The sequence below is a fragment of the Actinocorallia lasiicapitis genome (assembly GCF_054778695.1).
In genome coordinates, this window is the sequence record NZ_BAAGZI010000083.1 from 1 (window position 1) to 19,331 (window position 19,331).

Annotated in this window: 19 protein-coding genes; 15 read left to right on the forward strand and 4 right to left on the reverse strand. The window is 69.3% G+C overall.

The genetic code is table 11. The annotated features are described in order from the left end of the window. Window positions 1–624 (reverse strand): hypothetical protein (locus ACYVE7_RS12455; RefSeq protein WP_460364794.1); only part of this gene is annotated, 624 nt, incomplete at its 3' end. Between the two features lie 508 nt (window positions 625–1,132). On the opposite strand from ACYVE7_RS12455, the gene wecB reads away from it, so the two are divergent. From wecB to ACYVE7_RS12480, 5 genes are all read left to right on the forward strand, one after another. Next, window positions 1,133–2,338 (forward strand): non-hydrolyzing UDP-N-acetylglucosamine 2-epimerase, encoded by a 1,206-nt coding sequence (wecB, locus tag ACYVE7_RS12460; protein WP_460364795.1) that lies wholly within the window; start codon window positions 1,133–1,135, stop codon window positions 2,336–2,338. Window positions 2,339–2,413: 75 nt separating this feature from the next. Further along, window positions 2,414–3,151, forward strand: a complete 738-nt coding sequence (locus ACYVE7_RS12465) for a choice-of-anchor P family protein (protein WP_460364796.1) — start codon at window positions 2,414–2,416, stop codon at window positions 3,149–3,151. A gap of 237 nt (window positions 3,152–3,388) precedes the next feature. Next, window positions 3,389–4,660, forward strand: coding sequence for an acyltransferase family protein (locus tag ACYVE7_RS12470; protein ID WP_460364797.1), 1,272 nt, complete (start codon window positions 3,389–3,391; stop codon window positions 4,658–4,660). Window positions 4,661–5,089: 429 nt separating this feature from the next. Beyond that, complete coding sequence (locus tag ACYVE7_RS12475) at window positions 5,090–5,815, forward strand: GAF and ANTAR domain-containing protein (protein WP_460364798.1); 726 nt, start codon at window positions 5,090–5,092, stop codon at window positions 5,813–5,815. A 35-nt stretch (window positions 5,816–5,850) separates the two neighbouring features. Continuing rightward, entirely contained in the window at window positions 5,851–6,534 is a 684-nt protein-coding gene (locus tag ACYVE7_RS12480; RefSeq protein ID WP_460364799.1) for an ANTAR domain-containing protein, read from the forward strand. Here the strand turns inward: ACYVE7_RS12480 and ACYVE7_RS12485 are convergent. Then, entirely contained in the window at window positions 6,510–7,319 is an 810-nt protein-coding gene (locus ACYVE7_RS12485) for an inositol monophosphatase family protein (protein ID WP_460364800.1), read from the reverse strand. The two genes, ACYVE7_RS12480 and ACYVE7_RS12485, sit on opposite strands and share 25 nt — an antisense overlap. Before the next feature lie 58 nt (window positions 7,320–7,377). Between ACYVE7_RS12485 and ACYVE7_RS12490 the strand changes: the two genes are divergently transcribed. The 7 genes from ACYVE7_RS12490 to ACYVE7_RS12520 all read left to right on the forward strand — a co-directional run bounded on the left by ACYVE7_RS12490 (window position 7,378) and on the right by ACYVE7_RS12520 (window position 13,972). Further along, on the forward strand, window positions 7,378–7,890 hold the full coding sequence (locus tag ACYVE7_RS12490) for a DUF3592 domain-containing protein (protein ID WP_460364801.1): 513 nt from the start codon (window positions 7,378–7,380) through the stop codon (window positions 7,888–7,890). Between the two features lie 289 nt (window positions 7,891–8,179). Then, the gene (locus ACYVE7_RS12495; protein ID WP_460364812.1) at window positions 8,180–9,118 is read left to right on the forward strand and encodes a transposase domain-containing protein; all 939 of its coding nucleotides are present in this window, start codon (window positions 8,180–8,182) and stop codon (window positions 9,116–9,118) included. 295 nt (window positions 9,119–9,413) lie between these two features. Continuing rightward, the gene (locus ACYVE7_RS12500) at window positions 9,414–9,824 is read left to right on the forward strand and encodes a peptidase inhibitor family I36 protein (protein ID WP_460364802.1); all 411 of its coding nucleotides are present in this window, start codon (window positions 9,414–9,416) and stop codon (window positions 9,822–9,824) included. 306 nt (window positions 9,825–10,130) lie between these two features. Next, window positions 10,131–10,913 (forward strand): hypothetical protein, encoded by a 783-nt coding sequence (locus tag ACYVE7_RS12505; protein WP_460364803.1) that lies wholly within the window; start codon window positions 10,131–10,133, stop codon window positions 10,911–10,913. A 44-nt stretch (window positions 10,914–10,957) separates the two neighbouring features. Beyond that, window positions 10,958–12,112 (forward strand): hypothetical protein, encoded by a 1,155-nt coding sequence (locus ACYVE7_RS12510; RefSeq protein ID WP_460364804.1) that lies wholly within the window; start codon window positions 10,958–10,960, stop codon window positions 12,110–12,112. Then, the gene (locus ACYVE7_RS12515; RefSeq protein WP_460364805.1) at window positions 12,109–12,798 is read left to right on the forward strand and encodes an ABC transporter ATP-binding protein; all 690 of its coding nucleotides are present in this window, start codon (window positions 12,109–12,111) and stop codon (window positions 12,796–12,798) included. Before ACYVE7_RS12510 ends, ACYVE7_RS12515 begins: the two co-directional genes overlap by 4 nt. Continuing rightward, window positions 12,785–13,972, forward strand: a complete 1,188-nt coding sequence (locus ACYVE7_RS12520) for an ABC transporter permease (protein WP_460364806.1) — start codon at window positions 12,785–12,787, stop codon at window positions 13,970–13,972. The genes ACYVE7_RS12515 and ACYVE7_RS12520 overlap by 14 nt, the downstream gene beginning before the upstream one ends. A 174-nt stretch (window positions 13,973–14,146) precedes the next feature. Here the strand turns inward: ACYVE7_RS12520 and ACYVE7_RS12525 are convergent, their stop codons facing one another. Further along, window positions 14,147–15,214: a lipocalin-like domain-containing protein gene (locus tag ACYVE7_RS12525; protein WP_460364807.1), complete on the reverse strand. Its 1,068-nt coding sequence runs from the start codon at window positions 15,212–15,214 to the stop codon at window positions 14,147–14,149. A 47-nt stretch (window positions 15,215–15,261) separates the two neighbouring features. Between ACYVE7_RS12525 and ACYVE7_RS12530 the strand changes: the two genes are divergently transcribed. After that, window positions 15,262–15,987 carry a type I 3-dehydroquinate dehydratase gene (locus tag ACYVE7_RS12530; RefSeq protein WP_460364808.1) on the forward strand — a complete coding sequence of 242 codons (726 nt, stop codon included), beginning with the start codon at window positions 15,262–15,264 and terminating at the stop codon, window positions 15,985–15,987. A gap of 9 nt (window positions 15,988–15,996) precedes the next feature. Next, window positions 15,997–16,758, forward strand: coding sequence for a maleylpyruvate isomerase family mycothiol-dependent enzyme (locus ACYVE7_RS12535; RefSeq protein ID WP_460364809.1), 762 nt, complete (start codon window positions 15,997–15,999; stop codon window positions 16,756–16,758). 10 nt (window positions 16,759–16,768) lie between these two features. Here the strand turns inward: ACYVE7_RS12535 and ACYVE7_RS12540 are convergent, their stop codons facing one another. Continuing rightward, window positions 16,769–17,980: a hypothetical protein gene (locus tag ACYVE7_RS12540; RefSeq protein WP_460364810.1), complete on the reverse strand. Its 1,212-nt coding sequence runs from the start codon at window positions 17,978–17,980 to the stop codon at window positions 16,769–16,771. Between the two features lie 157 nt (window positions 17,981–18,137). Here ACYVE7_RS12540 and ACYVE7_RS12545 point away from each other — a divergent pair, with 157 nt between their 5' ends. Further along, window positions 18,138–19,085 (forward strand): hypothetical protein, encoded by a 948-nt coding sequence (locus ACYVE7_RS12545; protein ID WP_460364811.1) that lies wholly within the window; start codon window positions 18,138–18,140, stop codon window positions 19,083–19,085. The last annotated feature ends 246 nt before the right edge of the window (window positions 19,086–19,331 follow it).

The window sequence follows — 19,331 nt, forward strand, 5'->3', positions numbered from 1 at the left end:
GGGCCTGGCCGGCGCGGGCTTGGTCGGCGTCGGCTTCGGCTTCGGGCTCGTGGAGCTCGGCGTCGGGGTCGACGTGGGGGTGGGGGTGGGCGTCGCGGACGGTTCGATGTCGACGGCCGCGATACAGGCCGGGTCGAGCGCCCGGTCGGCGGGGCAGTTGGAATCAGCCGCGCTCACCGCCGCCACCTGGCGTCCGCCGGGGGCGGGGGCGGAGAAGTCGGCCACCGCGGCCGAAGCGGACCGTCCCGCGAGGTCGAGCGTCCAAACGATCAGGTCGCCCACACCGCTGATCTCGCCCTGGTCGGCCGAAGGGGCCGTGAGGATCACTGGGTTCTCCGTCGCGCAGACGATGCGGGCCGTGACCACCACATCGCTGACCGGACGCTTCCCGCGGTTCTCCGCGGCGATCCGGTACTGCACGGTCTTGTCGCTCCTGGTCGCCTGAACGGAGACCTTGACGGGGAGCTCCGTCACCGCTGCCGTGGGCGTCGAGGTCACCGCCGCGCAGTCCGAACTGTTCGCGGCGGCCCGGTTGTTCGCAACGGCGGTCTCGGCCTGAGCCGCTCCGCCGAGAGCCAAGCCGACGAGCGGCACGACCCCTACGAGCACTATGCGTCTTTTCACCTGTTCGCGCACCAAACCTTTCCCGTCACTACAGAATGGCGGTCACCTCTAACCCACCGGTTTCTGTTTTTTATCTCGTGACGGGCAAAGAGCGGGAACACGAACGGAAGGGCGTCGGTCTAATTCCCCGACGCCCTTCACGAGCTCACTGATTCCCCGAGTGCCTAACCATCGCAAGTCGGACCAGAACGAGTCCGACCACCATCAGACCGATGGCGAGGAACGCGAACTGCATCGACTCGATGCCGGTAAAGGGGAGCGCTGCCACTACGGGCTTCTTTCCGCCGTACACCCAACCACTCTCTTCCGTTAAGGAATGATCGTCTACTCGGCGGAGAATAGCGAAGTACTGGGAGTCCGCAACCGGATGCCATCCCTTTTCAAGACCAAGAAATCGGACAGGAACAGTAAAGGAGGAAACCACGACCCGTCCATGATTGCCTCACGGCCCTCCCTCCCGGTATTCAGACTCCGAACCAAGCGGAGCACCTTTCACCAGGGGGACGAAATGGATCGAATTGCAGAACTCGGCGATATTCCGGAAATGCGGGCGGGCGGGGGGCGGGCGGATCGGGTCGCGGTCGTCTACGGCACCCGGCCCGAGATCATCAAGCTGGCGGGGATAGTCCGGCGGCTCGGGGAGCGGGCGCTGCTGATCCACACCGGGCAGCACTTCGACCACGAGATGTCGCAGGAGATCTGCGACCAGTCCGGACTGCGCGCGCCCGACGTGCATCTGGCCGTCGGCGGGAAGTCCCGCTCCACGCAGATCGCCGAAGCACTGCGCGCCCTCGACGAGATCTTCACGACGCACCAGGTCAGCGCCGTGATCGTGCAGGGCGACACCAACACCGTGCTGGCCGGCGCGCTCGCCGCGAACGCCCACGGACTGCCGCTCGTCCACGTCGAGGCGGGGCTGCGCTCCCACGACCGGGCCATGCCCGAAGAGCACAACCGGATCCTCACCGACCACCTGTCCGACCTGCTGTGCGCGCCGACCCCCGAATGCGTCGCCAACCTCACCGCCGAAGGGATCACCGGCGACCACGTCGTCATCACCGGGAACACGGTCGTCGAAGCCGTCCGGGACCTGCTGCCGCCGGCCGCCGAACGCGAAGGGATCCGCGCCGGGTTCGGGGTCGAGGCCGACCGGTACGTGCTGGCCACCATCCACCGGCCCGAGAACACCGACGAGCCGCAGACCCTCGCCCGGATCCTCGGCGAACTCGGCTCGCTGGAGCTGCCCGTCGTGCTGCCGCTGCACCCGCGCACCGCCGCCGCGATCACCCGGTGGGGGCTCGACGGGCTGCTGGAGCGGGTGCGCGTCGTCGAACCGCTCGGGCCCAGCACGTTCCTCGCGCTCGCCGAACGCGCCGCCGTCCTGGTGTCGGACTCGGGCGGCATCCAGGAGGAGTGCACGGTCCTCGGCCGGCCGCTGATCGTCGTCCGCAGGTCCACCGAACGGCCGGAGGCGTTCGCCGACTTCGCGCGGCTCGTCCCGGCGGGCGCCGGGCTCGCCTCGGCCGTCGCCGAAATCCTCGCCCAGGGCGACGGGCTGCTCGAAAGGCTCCGGCTGCTGCCCAGTCCGTTCGGTGACGAAAAGGCCGCTGATCGGATCATCGAACACCTCGACACGCTCCTCGCCAGGACGGCCACCGGCGGACTTTACGACTTCCAGGACCACTCCTGGCCCAGGGCGGAAGCGCGTCTTTGATCTTCAGCTTCCCGCTTTCCCTACGCTGCGCAATGAATCAGTGGCGACCAGTGCCACTTCGAAAAGGAGAATCACGTGCTCTCTGGAGCTAAGCGTTTTCTTGCGGTGACGGCCATCGCCGGTGCTGGTGCGCTGTGCATGCAGCAGCCTGGTATCGCCGACCCCGCCACGCTGTCGGCCTACGGCGTCAGCATCAGCGCCCTCGGCACGACCCTCGCTGCGGTCCCGCTGGCCACCGGAGCCAACTCGACCCAGACCATCCTCACCATCCCGGTCAACCCGCTGGTCAACAGCGGCACGATCGAGGCCACCACCACCACCGACCCGGGCACCGGTGTCGAGACCGCGTTCGCCGAGACCCAGGACCTGGCGATCAGCCTGGCCGGTCTCGCGACCCTGAGCGCCAGCGCCATCACCGCGACCTGCACCGCGACGCCCGGCCAGGCGCCGACCGGCTCCGCGACCGTCGCGAACGGTGTCCTCAACGACGTCCTGCCGCTGACCCCGCCGATCGTCCTCGCGGCGAACCCGGCGCCCAACACGGTCGTCGGCATCCCGGGCGTCCTCACGCTCACGCTGAACGAGCAGATCAACAACCCTGACGGCAGCCTCACCGTCAACGCGGCCCACCTGTCGCTGCTCGGCCCGGGCGGTGGCAACATCATCATCTCCTCCGCCACCTGTGGCCCGGCCCTGCTGCCCGTCTCGATGGTGTCCTCCTCGGTCGCCGTCGCCGCCGGCGGTCTCGCCGTCCTCGCGATCGGCGCCTTCGGCACCCGTCGCATGATCGTCCGTGGCCGCACCACCGCCTAGGCACCTCGCTTGACGCGCCCTCGCGGCGCACCACCGTCTGACACCCCGTCAGCGAAGGAAGGGCCCCGGATCCCGGCCAGGATCCGGGGCCCTTCGCGTTCCCGCGCAAGACCCTCACCGCACAAGGCAAACCGGTGTTCTTTACAGCAAAACGGGTAACCGGTCGGCCGTGAAGGCGAACAATGAGCGGGTCGACGGGGCCGGGGATGAGGCCCTTAGGATCGGGCGGTGCACGGAGTGAGCGAAGCGCGAAGCGGCGGAACGGTCGACGTCAGGGAGCGTGAGCGCGCGCCAAGACCCGCTGCCCCCGGACGGCTCGGCTGGCTCGACGCGCTGCGCGGGATCGGGGCACTGGTCGTCGCGGTGCAGCACGGCGGGTCGTCGTTCCTGAAGGACAGCCGGGTGACGCCCCTGGAATGGGTGAACCCCGGAACCTACGGCGTGCTGGTCTTCTTCCTGGTCAGCGGGTACATCATCCCGGCGTCGCTGGAGCGGAGCGGGAGCCTGCCCCGGTTCTGGACCGGCCGGTTCTTCCGGATCTACCCGCTGCTGGTGTTCGTGCTCGCCGTCATCGCGGTGCTGGCGCTCGTCGGCGCGGTGCCCTGGGCCGACGGCCTCGACGGCATGTCGCCCGTGACGGCCGTCACCGCCCATCTCACGATGATGCAGGATCTGCTGGGCGTGCCCAGCGCGATCGGCGCGCTCTGGACCCTCGGCTACGAGATGGGTTTCTACCTGTTCGTCGCGGCGCTGTTCACCGTCAACCTGCACGGCAGGCCCGTCCCCGCGGCGCTGGCGTTCACCGGGCTCAGCCTCGGGCTCGGCGGATTCCTGACGTGGCAGAGCCTCGGCAACCACCTCGGACGCGGCCATGTGATCGCGGTCGCGACCGTGCTGCTCGTCGTCGCGGTGGCGGGGGCGTGGAGCGGCAGCGCCAGGGTGCGGACCGTCACGGCGTGGACCGGGGCGGCGACGGCGCTCGTGCTGCTGGTGTTCAACAGCAGGTCCGAGGCATGGCAGTCGATGGCGATCCCCGCCGTGATGTTCCTCGGCACCGTCGTCCACCACGCGGAGCAGGGCCGGATCAAGGCACGGACCGCGTGGCTGACGGCCGCCGCCGTCGGGATCGGCGTCGCCGGATCCGGGCTCTGGCACATCCCCGGGATCTTCCCCGAGGAGCGGTACTACCCGCGGGTCTGGGCGCTGACCGTCGCCGCGACGGCCGTGACGTTCGGCGTCGCGTTCGCGCTCCGGCACCGCACCCCGCCCCGGTGGCTGATGTTCCTCGGCGTGATCAGCTACTCGGTCTACCTGATCCACCCGATCCTGCTGAGCCTGCACAGCCACGTCCTCCAGGACCCGCTGCACGACGACTGGCTCCGGTTCGCCGCCTACCTCGCCGTGCTGATCGCTGCCGCCACCGCAACCCAGCGCTGGGTCGAACGGCCCTTCCAGCGGATCGGCAAACAGGTCGGCCAGAACATGAGGGGTCCTCGGAGAACCGGCTGACTTCGGCCAGCCCACCGGACGTTTTCGGAGGTAGCATCGGGTGCAGACGCTCCAGCCCCCGGCGCCTTCCCCTCGGAACCGTGGAGGCCACAATGTCTGAGCGCACCGGCGTGAGCTGGACTTCCCGCCAGAGGTAAGCCTGCTTCGGTGGGACGGTGCCGGCCGTACCGGGGGCACCGAAGTCGTCCGTCCGCGACGGGAGCCGTAGCGCGGGCGGGCACCCCGCGAGGGCGGGGATCGTGCTACCCCCCCAGCCACGATCTCTTCCCTCGCGGGACCTCCCGCCCCGACCGGCTCCGGTCGGGGCGGCGACACGCCCGGCACTGCGGCTTCACGCCCACTACGCTCGCAGAACCCGGCCGTCCGGCCGAGACCGATCTTGCACGACGGAGGGGAAGACCATGCTCCCGGCGGCAGCGGGCCGGTGCGATGACTGAATCGCGGATGGCGCAGGTCTGGGCGTCGATCAGCGACCGGGCGAAGGCCGACGGGGAGCCGGTGTCCCTCGCCCACGCCTGCCTCGCCTGCGCCGACCGGATCGGGGCGGCCGGAGCGGTCCTGACCCTCAGCCGGGACGGCCAGAACGAGCCCGTGTTCACCGGCGACTCCCGCGGCGCCGAACTCGCCGACCTCCAGTACACGCTCGGCGAAGGCCCCTCCCTCGACGCGCTCGCCGACGACCGGCTCGTCATGATCGACGACGTCGCCGCCGTCGAGGCCGGCGCCCGCTGGCCCGTGTTCGCGCCGGCCGCCACCGCGCTGGGCGTCCGGGCGATGGTCGCGCTGCCGATCCGGATCGGCGCCGTCCGGATCGGGGCGCTGGAGCTGTACCGCGACCGGCCCGGACGGTTCACCGCCGCCGAAACCCTCGATCTGCTCGCCTACGCCGACGCCCTCGTCGTCCTGGTGCTCGACCACCGGGGTGAGATCAGTCCCGCGGCGGAACGGTTCCTCGACGGCGAGTTCGTCGAACGCCGCGCCGGGGTGCACCAGGCCGCCGGAATGGTCAGCGTCCAGCTCGACGTCGACGTGGCCGACGCGATGGCCCGGCTGCGCGCCTACGCCTACCTCAACGACCGCAGGCTCGCCGACGTCGCCGCCGCGGTCATCGAACGACGCCTCAGCTTCGATCCGACGACAGGGGAAGCCCAATGAATCCGGCCCAGGACAAACGCACCAGGGAAACGTTCGTGGAACTCGCGGACACCCTGGTCGCCGACTACGACGTCATCGACTTCCTCGGCTCGCTCGCGCTGCGCGTGGTCGAGCTGCTGGACGTCACGGCGTGCGGTGTGCTCGTCGCCGATCACCACGGCTCCCTCAATCTGCTGTCGGCGTCCAGCGAGCAGACCAGGCTGCTGGAACTGTTCCAGCTCCAGAGCGCGCAGGGCCCCTGCCTGGACGCCTACCGGTCGGGCGTCGCCGTGCACTGCGCCGACCTGCGGGACGCCACCGAGCGGTGGCCGCTGTTCGCGGCGGCCGCGGTGGAGTCGGGGTTCCGGGCGGTGCACGCGTTGCCGATGCGGCTGCGGGAGGAGGTCATCGGCGCGATGAACCTGTTCAGCGCGGAGCCGGGGCCACTCGGGCCCGACGAGCTGGAGCTCGGCCAGGCCCTCGCGGACGTCGCGACCATCGGGATCCTGCACGAGCGGATGATCCGGCGAACCGAGGAGGTCGTGAACCAGCTCCAGGGGGCGCTCAACAGCCGGATCCTCATCGAGCAGGCCAAGGGCGCGCTCGCCCAGCGGCACGGGCTGACCGTCAACGAGGCGTTCGAGCTGCTGCGCTCCCACTCCCGCCGCACCAACACGAAGATCACCGAGATCGCGCGCGCGATCGTCGAGGACGGCTACCGGCTCGACCCGGTGACCTGACCGGCCAGCAGCTCCAGCAGGGCCCGGTGGGTGGCGGGATCGGCCGCCGCGACCAGCCCGGGAGCGTCCGGGGTGAGCGGGCCGCCGTCGAGGTCGGTGACGGTGCAGCCGGCCGCCTGGCAGAGCGCGATGCCCGCGGCGAAGTGCACGCTGTCGAGCGGATGCCCGTCGGTGACGTAGGCGGCGCGACGTCCGGCCGCGACCCAGGCGAGCGCGAGCGTCGTCGAGACGACCCGGGGCCGGAACTCCGCGCCGAACCGCGGATCGGTCAGCAGCCGCGCCACCCGAAGCCGCGGCGCCGAGGGGAACGGCGGATCGAGGTTCAGATCGACCAGCCGTGACGCGGCCGACGGGCTGATCGTCTCGTCTGTTTCCCCGGCTCTGACGTGGACGGCGGTTCCGTCCGTCCAGAACACCTCGCCACTGAACGGATCGGCGACGGCCGCCGCGACGGTCTCCGCGCCGTCCCGCAGCGCCACGTTCACCCCGACCAGCAGATTACGGACGGCGTAGTTGAGGGTTCCGCACAGCGGATCGACCAGCCAGGTCCGTGCCGACTCCCCGCCCGTCCGCCCGCTCTCCTCCCCGAGCACCGCATCACCCGGCCGCGCCTCACGCAGCACCGCGAGAATCGCCCGCTCAGCAGCGAGATCCGTCGCGGTAGCGAAGTCACCACCCCCTTTGTCGACCCGCTCCAGCGGCTCCCCAAGCCCCGCCGCGACGACCTCGGCCCCCGCCTTAGCCGCCCGCACCGCCACCTCGACATCACCCACCAAACTCCCCATCCGCCGACCCTACCGACCCCTCCCCTTTACGCTAGTCCCCACCGTTTCAGGAGGTTTCATGCTCTGGTTCGCCTGCCTGCCCGCGTCCTCCCTCCTCCTCGGCACGGCCATCACCCTCTGGGGCGCCACCCGCGCGGTGCGCGCCGTCCGCTTCACCCGCCACGCCTCCCCGGCCGAAGCTCTCGTCACCGCCCTGTCCACCACCGAGTACGGCTCCCGCACCTCCCGCCACACCCGCTCCCGCCCCGTCCTGACCTTCCACACCCCCGACGGCACCAGAATCACCACCACCTCCTTCACCGTCTCCCCCCACCCCGTCGGCTCCACCCTCACCGCCCTCTACGACCCCACCACCCCGACCCGCGCCCGCCCCCCTCCTAGGCCCCCTCCTCACCTCCGCCGCAGGCGCCTCCCTCACCACCCTCTCCACCGCGGCCCTCTACCTGACCCTCCTCACCCACCACTTCATCCAGAGCCCCCTCGACTGAGCCACCCCGGCCCGGGGGGCAAGACGACCGTTCGAGTCCAGGGCGGTAGGCGTCCCCCTATCTGCTTCTGGAAGGACATGTGATGCGAGGTTTTCCCCGGCGCGCCAACGGGCTGGGGCGACCCATCCGCCTCATGAACGGATTGCGCAGGATGCGCGAATCCATCAGTCATTTAGTCAAATTACGCGGATGTTCCCACATGGTGAGAATCGAAATGGTTCCGTGATCAGTGTCACATTCCAAAGGTTGTTCATTACTTTGTAGAAATTCCTGAGCGCACCTGGAAACCATGACGGCATGATGCGAATCGGGGGTCACGAGACACATCGAGCCGATATCGCGGCCGGAGATCGGGCTGGGGTGGCGCTTTTGATGGGGGCTTATCCCCCAGAAGTGGTCGATCGGGCGATCGAGACCTGTGGGGCGGTCGAGCGGCGGGAGCGGATGCTGTCAGCGCGAGTGATCGTCTACTTCTCGCTCGTGATGGTGCTGTATCCGGAGATGGCCTACGCGGAGGTCTGGAGGCTGACCGTCGCCGGTCTGGAACTGGCGCAAGTCCAGCCACTTCCGCCGGCGGGGACCGAGCCGAGCACAGCGGCGATATCGAGGGCCCGCGCTCGGCTCGGCTGGGAACCCCTGGCGGAGGTGTTCGCTCAAAGAACATCGATCGACGCTCCCGGCAGCCGGAACTCCGGGGCCGCTGGCCGGACCTTCGCCATCGACGTGGAATCGTTCGAGGCCAGTTCGACGGAGCAGAACAGGCGGGCCTTCGGACACGACAGGAACGTGGATCTTCTGACGCTGACCTCGGCGACCAGCGGTGAGCTCTGCGCGGCAAGGATTCTGCCGACGCCCGACTTTGCTCCTCCACCCGTCGGACTGGCCTCGCTGCACCGTCACGACCTGCTGATCTCCGGGTCTCCACTGGACGCCGAAGCACTGGGTCTCATGACGGATCATGGAGCTGAGCTGATCTTCCCGTGGGAAGAGGAGAGCGATCCCCCGCCAGGGATGATGCTCGCCGACTCGAGCGTGCTGGTCGAGATGCGGCGGAGAGCGGGAAGGCCGCCTCTCGCCGTCCGGGTGCTCGACCGCCGAAGCCCACGCCTCGCGACGACTTTCACCGATCCGTCGGCATGGCCGGCCGATGAGGTACGCGCCAGATACCAGGCGCGATACAGGGCGCCGGCCCTCTTCCCTCGCGTGGGCGCCATGCGGCCCACGCTCAGATCGAAGACGCCCGACTCCGTCCTTCAGGAAATCTGGGCCTCGCTCTGCGTGCGCGCCGCAGTCGGCAGATCGGCTCGATAACGCCGAACAGCGGATATGCGCCTATCTCGCCACCCCGGCCGAGCCGGCGTAGCCGATACGACGGCCATGCACCCCGCTCTGGCGATTATTAGCAATTCCCGCCATACCGTGGACCAATATTGCTTAAGTTAGCAACTGTCACTGTTCGAACCGTATTCGATAGCTTGACGATCTCTGCGGGAAATTGCCACATTCAGACCCGGTCGGTGTTTGAAAACGCCGACGGGTTCTGGACCGTCCAAAACCCAAGGAAGTTCCTCCGCTCATGCTCGAGCGGAGGAGGGAGCGAGAGATTGTGAAGTTCTCCATGAAGGGCGTGGCCGTCAAAGCCGCGCTGACCCTTGGTGCGGCGACCATCGCACCGCTCGCCGTGACCACCGCCGCCCACGCCGACACCGCCTGCAGCACCGGCTACTTCTGCGTGTGGACGGGCACGAGCTTCACCGGCACCAAGGGGTCGCTCTTCGACAGCAACTCGTCCTGGTCCGGCCTGGCCATCAACAACACCGACGATTCCTGGAAGAACAGGTACTCGGACTGGACGTGGGCCTGCACGTACGAGTTCAACAACTACAGCGGCCGCCCCTGGGTCTGGGCCTACCGCGGCGAGAACATCCGCTGGATCGGTGACGGAAACCACACCAACGCCAACGGCTTCAACCACAGCACGAGCAACCGCGGCCGCTACTCCAACCAGGTCTGCTGAGCCCGTTCAACCACGTAGGACTCATCTGTGATTTCTCGATCAAGGTTGTCCGCCCGCCGGCCGGAGCTTCTCTCCGGCCGGCGGGCGGTACGACCCACCCTCGTCATCGTCCCTCTCCTTCTGCTGCTCGGAACGGGCTGTTCGAAGGCCGAAGATCCTGGCGGCAAGGCGTCGGCGCCACCAGGCCCTGCCGGAGAGTGGACTCTGCCCGACAAGCCCGACCCTGGGGCCAGAGAGTCCGTGAGGGCGCTCTTCAAGGGCGAGGCCACGTTCAACTCCGTTGGTGAAGAGCTGGTCAGACGCTGCATGAGTCGCCAGGGATTCGCCTACACCAAGCTCCCCTCGGGGAGCGCGGACGAGAATCCCGTGCTCGCCAGCCTGGAGACCCGTTACGGCCCGCAGCTCGCCACCGCGAAGATCTCCGGTTACGGAGCGGAGCAGCGTGTTTCGGACGATGACCGCCCAGGAGACGGCAGACCCAGCTCGACCAAGGGGTTGTCACCGGAGAAGAAGGCCCAATGGGGTATCGCCTTCTTCGGCCCCGAGAACGCGCCTCAGGCCAAGGTGACTACCGCTGACGGAGCCATCCATGAGTTCTCCACTCAGGGATGCCTCGCGGAGTCTCGGATCAAGATCTTCGGCAGCATCGAGAAGTTCGGGACGCGAGGCAACGGAGCGGTCGCCGTCACCACCGCGGCGATCAAGCGTGCCACGACCGACCCGCTGATGACCACGCTCAACGAGAAGTGGGCCGCGTGCATGGGGAAGAAGGGGCTCGAGTCCGAACTGCTCATTCCCGAGGCCAAGCAGAAGGGCGGCCAGAAACCGAGCCCGGAATCCGCATGGGACGCCGGCAAGGCCTACTACCGGACGCTCGGAAAGGCGGAGGCTCGCCGCAAGGAGATCAAGCTGGCGACCGCTGACGCCGAGTGCGAGCAGTCGACGGGATATCTCACCCAGCGGCGGGAGCTCGAGGACAAGTACTTCACCGTCTCGCTGAAGCTCTTCGAATCACAGGTCACCGCCATCCAGGAGGTCACCGATGACTCGCTGACGCGCGCCAAGGGCTTGCTGGCGGGCGGCGGATGACGTTGAAGGGCCCGGCCGGCAGTGCCCGCAGGAGACGCCGCTGGGTGCTGCCGGCCCTTGGCATGACCGCGGTGGCGGCCAGCGGCGGAACGTGGGCCGTGGCCTCCCAGTCCAGCACGCCGGAAGAGCTGGCGGCGCGGGCCAGACCCCCTGTTCCCTCGGTCGTCACCGTCGCCGTGCGCTGGGAGCGGCTGACGCAGTCCATCCCGCTCGACTGTGAAGGCAGGCGCAGTTCTCGGTACATGCTGCCGGTCCCGTCAGGGGACTCCCCCATGGTCACCAAGCTGCCCCTCCATCGAGGGGCCGAAGTCGTCGAAGGCGCCATGGTCATGGAGGTGGCTTCCCGGCCGCTCATCGCGCTGGAGGGAAGGATTCCGCTCTTCCGGGATCTCACCATGGGGGTGAAGGGCACGGAGGTCACGCAGTTCCAGCTGGCCCTGGTGCGCCTGGGCCGGCTGCCCGCCGGACGTGTCACCGGCAAGTTCGACTCCGCGACAGCCGTCGCCGTGAAGAAGCTTTACAAGGCTCTCGGGTACGACGCCCCCACCGCGACCTCCGAGCCCGCGGACACCCCGGATCCGGACGCGGCCCGTTCCCGTGCCAAGGCCAAGGTCATGGTGCCCAAAGCGGAGATCATGATGGCACCCCGGCTACCGGCGAAGATCGGGACGTTCACCGCGAAGGTCGGCAGGTCGTTCGCCAAGGGCCAGATCGTTCTGGAAACGGGAACCGTTCGGTTGCAGTGCACGACCGAGGACCCCTCGATCCAGACGGGCCAGCGCGCACGAGTGACGGGCCCGGACGGCGACACGAGAACGGCCGTCGTCCGGTCGGTCGTCCTCCCCGCGAGCAAGAGCGAAGGAAAGTCCGGCGAGTCCGATTCGACGGACACCGGTTCGACCAAGGTACGTCTGGAAGCACTGGGGAGGGACTTCACCCGTACCGGCTCGGGCTACACCGCCGATGTGGTCGTACAGCAGGCGGAGCGCAAGGGCCCGGTGGTACCCGCGTCCGCGCTCTTCACCAGGCCGGGGGGCAAGACCGTCGTGATCTTGATCAAGGACGGGCAGTCCTCCGAGGTCGAGGTCGAAGCCGTGCTCGACCTGGACGGGCAGGTGCAGCTACGTCCGCTCGGCACCACGGAGCTGGTGGCCGGCGATCAGGTCAAGATCTCTGAGGCGGAGGGTTCCCGCCAGTGACCGTGATCATCCAGGCGGAAGGGCTGGAACGCACCTACCAGTCGCCCGCGGGTCCTGTTCCGGCGTTGCGAGAGGCGTCTTTCGAGGTCGAGTCCGGCGAACTGGTCGCGGTGATCGGGCCTTCCGGGTCGGGCAAATCGACCTTGATGAATCTGCTGGGACTGCTGGACCGCCCGACCGGCGGCCGGTTGCTCCTCGGAGGCGTCGACACGGGCCGGATGACCGAACGAGAACGCACCCGGTTTCGGGCGAAATCTATTGGTTTCGTGTTCCAGGCTTTCCATCTGGTCTCCCACAAGACGACCACCGCGAACGTCATGCTGCCCTTGATGTACACGCGTACCCCCCGTGCGCGGAGGCGGCGCATCGCGGAGGACGCGTTGCGCCGTGTCGGCCTCGGGCACCGCCTGGACGCACTGCCCGCGACACTGTCCGGCGGTGAGAAACAGCGGGTCGCCGTCGCACGGGCCAGCGTCCACCACCCGGTCCTTCTGCTGGCGGACGAGCCGACCGGGAATCTGGACACCGTCACGTCCGCCACCGTCATGGCGAGCCTGAGGGCACTCGCCCTGGAGGGCCTGGCCGTCATCGTCGTCACCCATGATCCGGCAGTCGCGGCTGCTTGCGACCACATCCTGGGTGTGCGTGACGGGGCTCTGGCCGAGGTGCCGAATGCGCTGGCCTGATTTCGGCCTCTGGCGGGATCTGGCGGGTGAATCGCTGGAGGCCGTGGCGGGACGCCGGATGCGGTCGCTGCTGACGATGGCGGGCGTCATGCTCGGAATAGTCGCCCTGGTCGCGACCTTGGGAATCGCCGCGACGGCCGCCGCACAGATCTCGGGCCAGTTCGACGCGCTCAAGGCGACCCAGGTGGGCGTCGTCGGCTTCAACGACGGGGAGAAGATATCGGCGTCGGCGTTGGACAGAGTCCGGAGGCTGAACGGGGTCATCTCCGCCGGATTCACGGCCGAACACAAGGGTGATCTTCCCGAGGTCTCCAGAGCGAACGCCAAAGTGCCGTCCGCGGCGGTGGCCAGCCAGGTGATCGCCGCGTCGCCCGAGGCTCTGGACGCACTGAGAATCGAGGCCCTCTCCGGCCGGACCTTCGACCTCGGGCACGACGAACGTCACGATCAGGTCGTGTTGCTGGGCGAGGTCGCGGCGCAGACGCTCGGGATCACGGAGGCCGACGGGAACACCATGGTCTATGTCAGCGGCCGACCGCACCTCGTTCTCGGCATCGTCACGAGCCGGCTGCTGGACTCACCGGTTCCGCTGTCGGTCATCGTCCCCGGTTGGACGGCCGCGTCGAATCCGACCGGGTACGGCGCGCCGCAGGTGGCGATCCGGGTACGCCCGGGCGCCGCCCAGCAGGTGGGGGCGGAGGCCCGGCTGGCTCTGGATCCCGTCAATCCGGTCCGGCTGCTGGCCCAGGTTCCTTCCGACCCGAAACGGCTCGCCGCGAACGTGAAGTCCGCGACGTCCGCCCTGTTCCTGCTCCTCGCGATGGTCTCGCTTCTGGTCGGCGCCATCGGAATCGGCAACACGACACTCGTCTCCGTTCTGGAGCGCCGTTCGGAGATCGGTCTGCGCAGGGCGATCGGGGCTTCCCGCCCAGCCGTCCTCACCCAGTTCCTGATCGAGTCCGGTCTGATCGGATTGGCGGGCGGCGTCGTAGGGACCATGGCCGGCTTGAACGTGACGGTGGGCGTCGCCTTCTCCCATGGCTGGACCGCCGCGATACCGCCCTGGCTGCTGGCGGCAGGCCCGGTCCTGGGCCTGGCGGTAGGGCTCATCGCCGGGGTGTACCCGGCCTTCAAGGCCGCCCGGATCGAACCGGTGAGCGCCCTGTCCGGCTGACGATACCCAGGGTGCCGGGGGTGGGCGCGTCCGCTGCGGGAGGTGATGATCGTGTCGAGTCGTGGCGGAGTGACGGTTTGAGGCGCTTGAAACGGTCGTCTTGCCGCAGCTCGACGCGATCATGGAAAGGGAAAGACCGGCCCGGGGGGCGGGCCGGTCTGGGGGTGGGGTGGGTCAGAAGACGAGGTCGGGGGTGGTGATCTCGGTGTAGGCCTGGCCGATTACGGGGGAGCCGTTGAGGGTGCCGATGACGGAGCAGGCGCCTTCCCAGTAGCCGCCGCCCGGGGCGTCGGGCCAGGCGACTTCCTGGTCCTTGCGCTTGGGGAGGACCGTGAAGGAGCCGCCGGGGACCTTCACCTTCCAGCCGCTGCTGTAGGTGAGGCCGGTGACGGGGCTGGTCCAGGAGCCGAGGGCCTCGTTGGAGACCTGCGACGGGTCGAGGTTCACCGTGGTGCCGTTCGGGCGGATCAGGGTCGCGACCGTGCGGACCACGTTCCCGTGGCCGTCGTTGATCAGATAGACCATGTACTGGCTGCCGTTGGCCAGCTTGATGCTGTGCCAGTCCCAGCCGCCGTAAGCGGGCTTGAAATCGCCCCACTGGTGGTCCATCCACGAGTCGCCGACCACCACGATGGGCTTGCCGTGGTCGTAGACGACACCCGTCGTGGCGAGGTCGGTGTAGGAGTAGTAGTAGGTCTCGCCCCACTGGCCGTAGTCGACGAGCCCCTTCACGCCCTTGTAGTTGCCGTGCAGCGCGGGCGGCTTGGTCTGCTTCAGGTTCAGCTTCAGTTTGTAGGCGCCGTCGGAGAACGCCGCGTCGATCTTGGCCGAGCCGTTCTTGCCCGACGTCTTCCAGTCGTTGACGGTGATGTCGTAGCCGCCGCCGGCGAGCAGGTTGTCCGGCTGGACGGCGACGCTCGCCTCCCACTTGAACTTGTCGTCCGTCAGGTCCGTGATGGCGAGGTTGCCCGGGTAGGCCGCCAGGGACGGGAAGACGAGCCGCTTACGGAACACCGTCAGCTCGTACCCGTAGCGGTGGATCTTCCCGGACGAGTCGAGCCCGGTCAGATGACCGGTGTAGTACCACCACTCGCGGATGTTGTCGTGCGGCGCCTCGTCCTTGGGCACCACGACGCCGACGGTGTCGGCCGAGGCCGGCACCGCGGCGATCGGCGCGAACAGGACCGCCGCCGCGAGCGGGAGCGCCGCGAGCACGCGGCGCAGGGATCGGGGAGTGATCATGCGCTGCATCCTAATGATCATCTATTCGCCACCGCTATAGTAGAGCCGTGGAAAAAGCGGGATTGGCCGGTGTGCTGGCGGGCGCGGCTCCTTCGGTCGCGGTGAGTTTCACCGAGGTGAATGCCGCCGAAAACGCCGCGCGGGCGCGCGCCGAGGGCGTTGACGTCGCCGAATTGCGCATCGACCAATACGGGTCGGCCGAACCCGCATATGTGCTGGACGCCGTCCGGGAATTCGCCGGGCTGACCACCCTCGCCACCATCAGGTCGGCCGCAGAGGGCGGCGCCTGGACGGGCGGCGAGCTGGAACGCGCCGAACTGTTCGAGGCGATCCTGCCGCTGGTCGACGGGGTGGATGTCGAACTCTCCGCCACGTCGATCGTCGACCGGGTGATCGCTTCGGCGCACGCGGTCGGACGTCCCGTGGTCGTGTCGTTCCATGACTTCACGGCCACTCCCGGCACCGCCGACCTGCAGAAAATCGTCGACGAGGCCGTCGCGAAGGGCGCGGACTGCGTGAAGGTGTCGGCGATGGCCCATTCCACGCAGGACGTGCGGCGGCTCGCGGGACTGCTGCTGGACAATCCGTCCACCGATTTGATCGTGATCGCGATGGGGGCGCACGGCGCTGTTTCCCGCGTGTTCTTTCCGCTGATCGGCAGCCGGTTGACCTATTCGTTCTTCGGCGAGCCGATGGCCCCCGGCCAGCTCCCTTACGGCGAGGTCGCCGAGCTGCTGGCCCGTTTCTCGCCGGAGCCCCCGCCGTCCGCGTAGGGTCGCGGCATGGCTGATTTCTCCTACGCTGAGCCCTCCTACGCGGACTACTGCGCACTGCTCGAGGACGAGATCGAACGGCTGGCGTCGGCCGTCGCGGCGGCGGACCCGCAGGCGCCGGTGCCGGGCTGCCCCGACTGGACGACCACCGACCTGGCCGGGCATGTCGGCTATGTACACCGCTGGGCCGCCCACACGGTGCGGACCACTCCGGTGGAGCGCCCGTCGCTGCAGCCGGCCATCCCCACCGATCCGGCCGTCCTGCCCGGCTGGCTGCGCGAAGGCGGCGCCGACCTGGTGGCGGCGCTGCGGGCCGCCGACCCGGACGCCGACTGCTGGACGTGGGGTTCCGACCAGCACGTCCGCTGGTGGGCGCGGCGCCAGTTCCACGAGACCCTCGTGCACCGCGGCGACGCCGAACGAGCCGGCGGCACCGCCCCGGTCTACCCGCCGGGCCACGCCGCCGACGCCATCGAGGAGTTCCTCGGCAACATCGCCGTGTTCCGGCTGGCCAAGCCCCGTTTCGCGGCCCTGGACGCGGCCGGGCAGAGCGTCCATCTGCACGCCACCGACACCGAAGGCGAGTGGATGATCGAGCTGACCGGCGACGGCTTCACCTGGCATCGCGGCCACGGCAAGGGCTCGGTGGCCGTCCAGGGCACGCTGACCGAACTGCTCGACCTCACCTTCGGCCGCCGCACCCCCGAAGGGCTGACGGTCTTCGGCGATCCGGCCGTCCTGGACCGGTGGCTGGCCGCGTCCAGTTTCTAGTCGAACACGGCTAACGCCGCCACACCACGCCGTCACCGGCCCGGGTGCCGACGGCGAAGAGGCGGCCGGTGGCGGGCTGGGCGGCGAGGGCGAAGTCGGATTCGTCGGTGAACGCCGTGGGCAGGAGCTCGACCGTCACCCGGCCGGCCTTGGCGCGGCGGACCAACGCGACGTCGTAATCCCACTCCTCGTCGCTGTCCGCGCCGAACACCGGGTAGATGATCCCGCCCCTGCCGTCGGACGTGGCCGGGCCGATCGGGATCCACTCGGACGTCCGGGTGGTGGCCTCGTCGCGCCAGCCCTTGCCGGTCCAGCGGAGCAGCGGCTGGGCGTAGCCGTCGTCCTTGCCGCAGAGCAGGCCCTCGAAGGTCAGCGCCTGCACCCAGGGGGTCGCGCCGACGACCGAGACGTCGAGGACCATCGACCGGAACCCCTTCGTGGTCTTGGTCGGGACGGGGCTGTTCGGCAGCTCGGCGGCGGGCGTGACGTCCTTCCACTGAGCGCCGTCGTAGCGGGCGACGGCGGCGTCCATGACGCTGGTGAGCGCCATCCCCCAGATCCGGTTCCGGGTGACCGCGTCGGCCTTCGCGATGTAGAACGGGGTGGCGGCGCGTTTCCAGCTCCGGCCGTCGTAGTGCCAGGAGGCGAAGCCCGCCTTGTCTGCGCCGTACGCCCAGACGTCCTTCGGTGAGAGCGTGGTGATCGCTTCCACGTAGGCGTTCTTGAACGCTCCGGCGACGGTCCAGCGCTTGCCGTTCCAGCGGAGCACCTTGGAGGTTCCGGCCGGGTAGGTCCGCGGGTCCTGGCCTCGGGCGGCCTGCCGCCGCTCGTCCGGGCAGTCGCCGGGGCCGCTGCCTTCGGGCAGGAGCGGGCGCAGGAGCCGGCCGTTGCGCGGCAGGGTCGCCCAGACGTTCCGCGCGGACGTCCCGTCGGCCTGCCCGAACGTCCCGGTGACGCCCTTCGGCAGTTTCGCCCGGCGCCATTTCCCCTGCGAGATCCGGTAGATCAGCGGCTCGGTCCAGCCGCCGCGGGCCCGCTCGCCGAAGGCGAAGCCGGATCTGCGCGACGGCAGCAGGACCTTGGTCAGCGAGTCCTCACCGCGCAGCCCCGTCTTGAGCAGCACCTTGAACCCGCCCGCCTTCGCCTCGGCGGGCGCGGCCTGCGCCCCCAGGACGGCCAGCACGGTCGCAGCCGCCAGCAGGCGTTCGGCGCGGTTCTTCATCTACAGGCCCCCGGTGAACATCGAGATCATTCCGATGGTTTTACCAAAGACCGGGCCACCGCCGATCAGGAACTCATGACCCCGCCATGAGAATGATCTTGCCCTGCCTCGGGCCGAGGCGGGGCCCACGGATCTCCCTGTCGAGAAGAGGTACACCATGAGGTTCACCGGACTTCCGAGCCGCAGCGCGCTGCTGGCCGCGGGTGCGGCCGCCGCCTGCGTGGCGGGGCTGGCCACGCCCGCGTCCGCGGGGTTCACGCCCGACAGCGACGACTGGGGCGTCGTCGTCCCGAACGCGGGCTGTGTCCACGCCGAGGCGTTCGCCGCGCAGGTCAAGGGGCTGGGCGGCTCCGCCGACTCGGTGATGTTCCAGTCGCACTACCCGACCCTGCCGACGGCCCCGGCGACCGCGGGCGGCGGCTCCGATCTGATCAACCTCAACGGCTTCGGCAAGGGCACCGCGATCGCCACGCGCGCCGTCGGCCACGCCTACCCCGGTGAGCCGGGCGTGCAGAACTCGGCGCTCGTGCCGACCCCGTGCGGCGCCTACGCCGAGGCCCAGGGCGCGTCGATCGACGTCGGCTCCCCGTACGTCCCGAACCCGACCGGCGGGGTTCCGCTGTCGCCGTTCGGCATCCACCTGGAGGCCATCGCGATCAGCGCCGCGACCGCGCCGGGCCAGCCGGTGAAGCTGCACGGCGGCGCCGCCGGCGGCTACATCTCCAGCTTCGGCAAGAAGGTCATCAACATTCCGAAGCTCTGGGCGGCCAACTTCGGGCTCCGCGTGCCGGCCGACTACTCGCAGCCCGCGATCGCGCTGGCCAGCACCAACGAGCAGGTCACCACCGACAGCGACGGCGTGCCGACCCTCGACGCGTCCGGCCACTACAAGTTCGACCCGACGGCCGCCAGCGGTTATGTGAACGCCGCCCACGCCAGCATCCTGGGCACGAACGCCTCGGACGCGATCGTCGGCCACGCGGCCGTCCTGCGTGACGCCTCCGCGCCGATCCCGCCGCTGTCGTCGCTGCCGAAGCTGCCGCCGGCCCCGGCTCCCGTCACCGGCGCGGGCGGCCTGACCCTGCCGAAGCTGCCGCTGTCCTGACCCTGACGGGTACCTGACGGAGACCGGAAGGGGCGGAAACCCCGCCCCTTTGGTCCCGCAGGGTTCCGCGTGACAGAAGCACATGACAGGATTTGTGCAACATCACACGGCACTGGAGTTGAGATGACGGTCACCAGCCACGACCCGCGGACCGGGCTGCCCACCGGCGCCGACCTGCCGTCGAGCGGAGCCGCCGAGGTGGACGCCGTCGTGACGGCCGCCGCCACGGCCGGCGTGGCCTGGCGC

Coding starts and splice junctions, on each gene's coding strand:
- wecB (WP_460364795.1), top strand. CDS start 1,133: ATGGATCGAATTGCAGAACTCGGCGATATTCCGGAAATGCGGGCGGGC.
- ACYVE7_RS12540 (WP_460364810.1), bottom strand. CDS start 17,980: ATGAAGAACCGCGCCGAACGCCTGCTGGCGGCTGCGACCGTGCTGGCC.
- ACYVE7_RS12545 (WP_460364811.1), top strand. CDS start 18,138: ATGAGGTTCACCGGACTTCCGAGCCGCAGCGCGCTGCTGGCCGCGGGT.
- ACYVE7_RS12490 (WP_460364801.1), top strand. CDS start 7,378: ATGCTCTGGTTCGCCTGCCTGCCCGCGTCCTCCCTCCTCCTCGGCACG.
- ACYVE7_RS12505 (WP_460364803.1), top strand. CDS start 10,131: ATGAGTCGCCAGGGATTCGCCTACACCAAGCTCCCCTCGGGGAGCGCG.
- ACYVE7_RS12520 (WP_460364806.1), top strand. CDS start 12,785: ATGCGCTGGCCTGATTTCGGCCTCTGGCGGGATCTGGCGGGTGAATCG.
- ACYVE7_RS12535 (WP_460364809.1), top strand. CDS start 15,997: ATGGCTGATTTCTCCTACGCTGAGCCCTCCTACGCGGACTACTGCGCA.
- ACYVE7_RS12485 (WP_460364800.1), bottom strand. CDS start 7,319: ATGGGGAGTTTGGTGGGTGATGTCGAGGTGGCGGTGCGGGCGGCTAAG.
- ACYVE7_RS12525 (WP_460364807.1), bottom strand. CDS start 15,214: ATGATCACTCCCCGATCCCTGCGCCGCGTGCTCGCGGCGCTCCCGCTC.
- ACYVE7_RS12475 (WP_460364798.1), top strand. CDS start 5,090: ATGACTGAATCGCGGATGGCGCAGGTCTGGGCGTCGATCAGCGACCGG.
- ACYVE7_RS12495 (WP_460364812.1), top strand. CDS start 8,180: ATGGGGGCTTATCCCCCAGAAGTGGTCGATCGGGCGATCGAGACCTGT.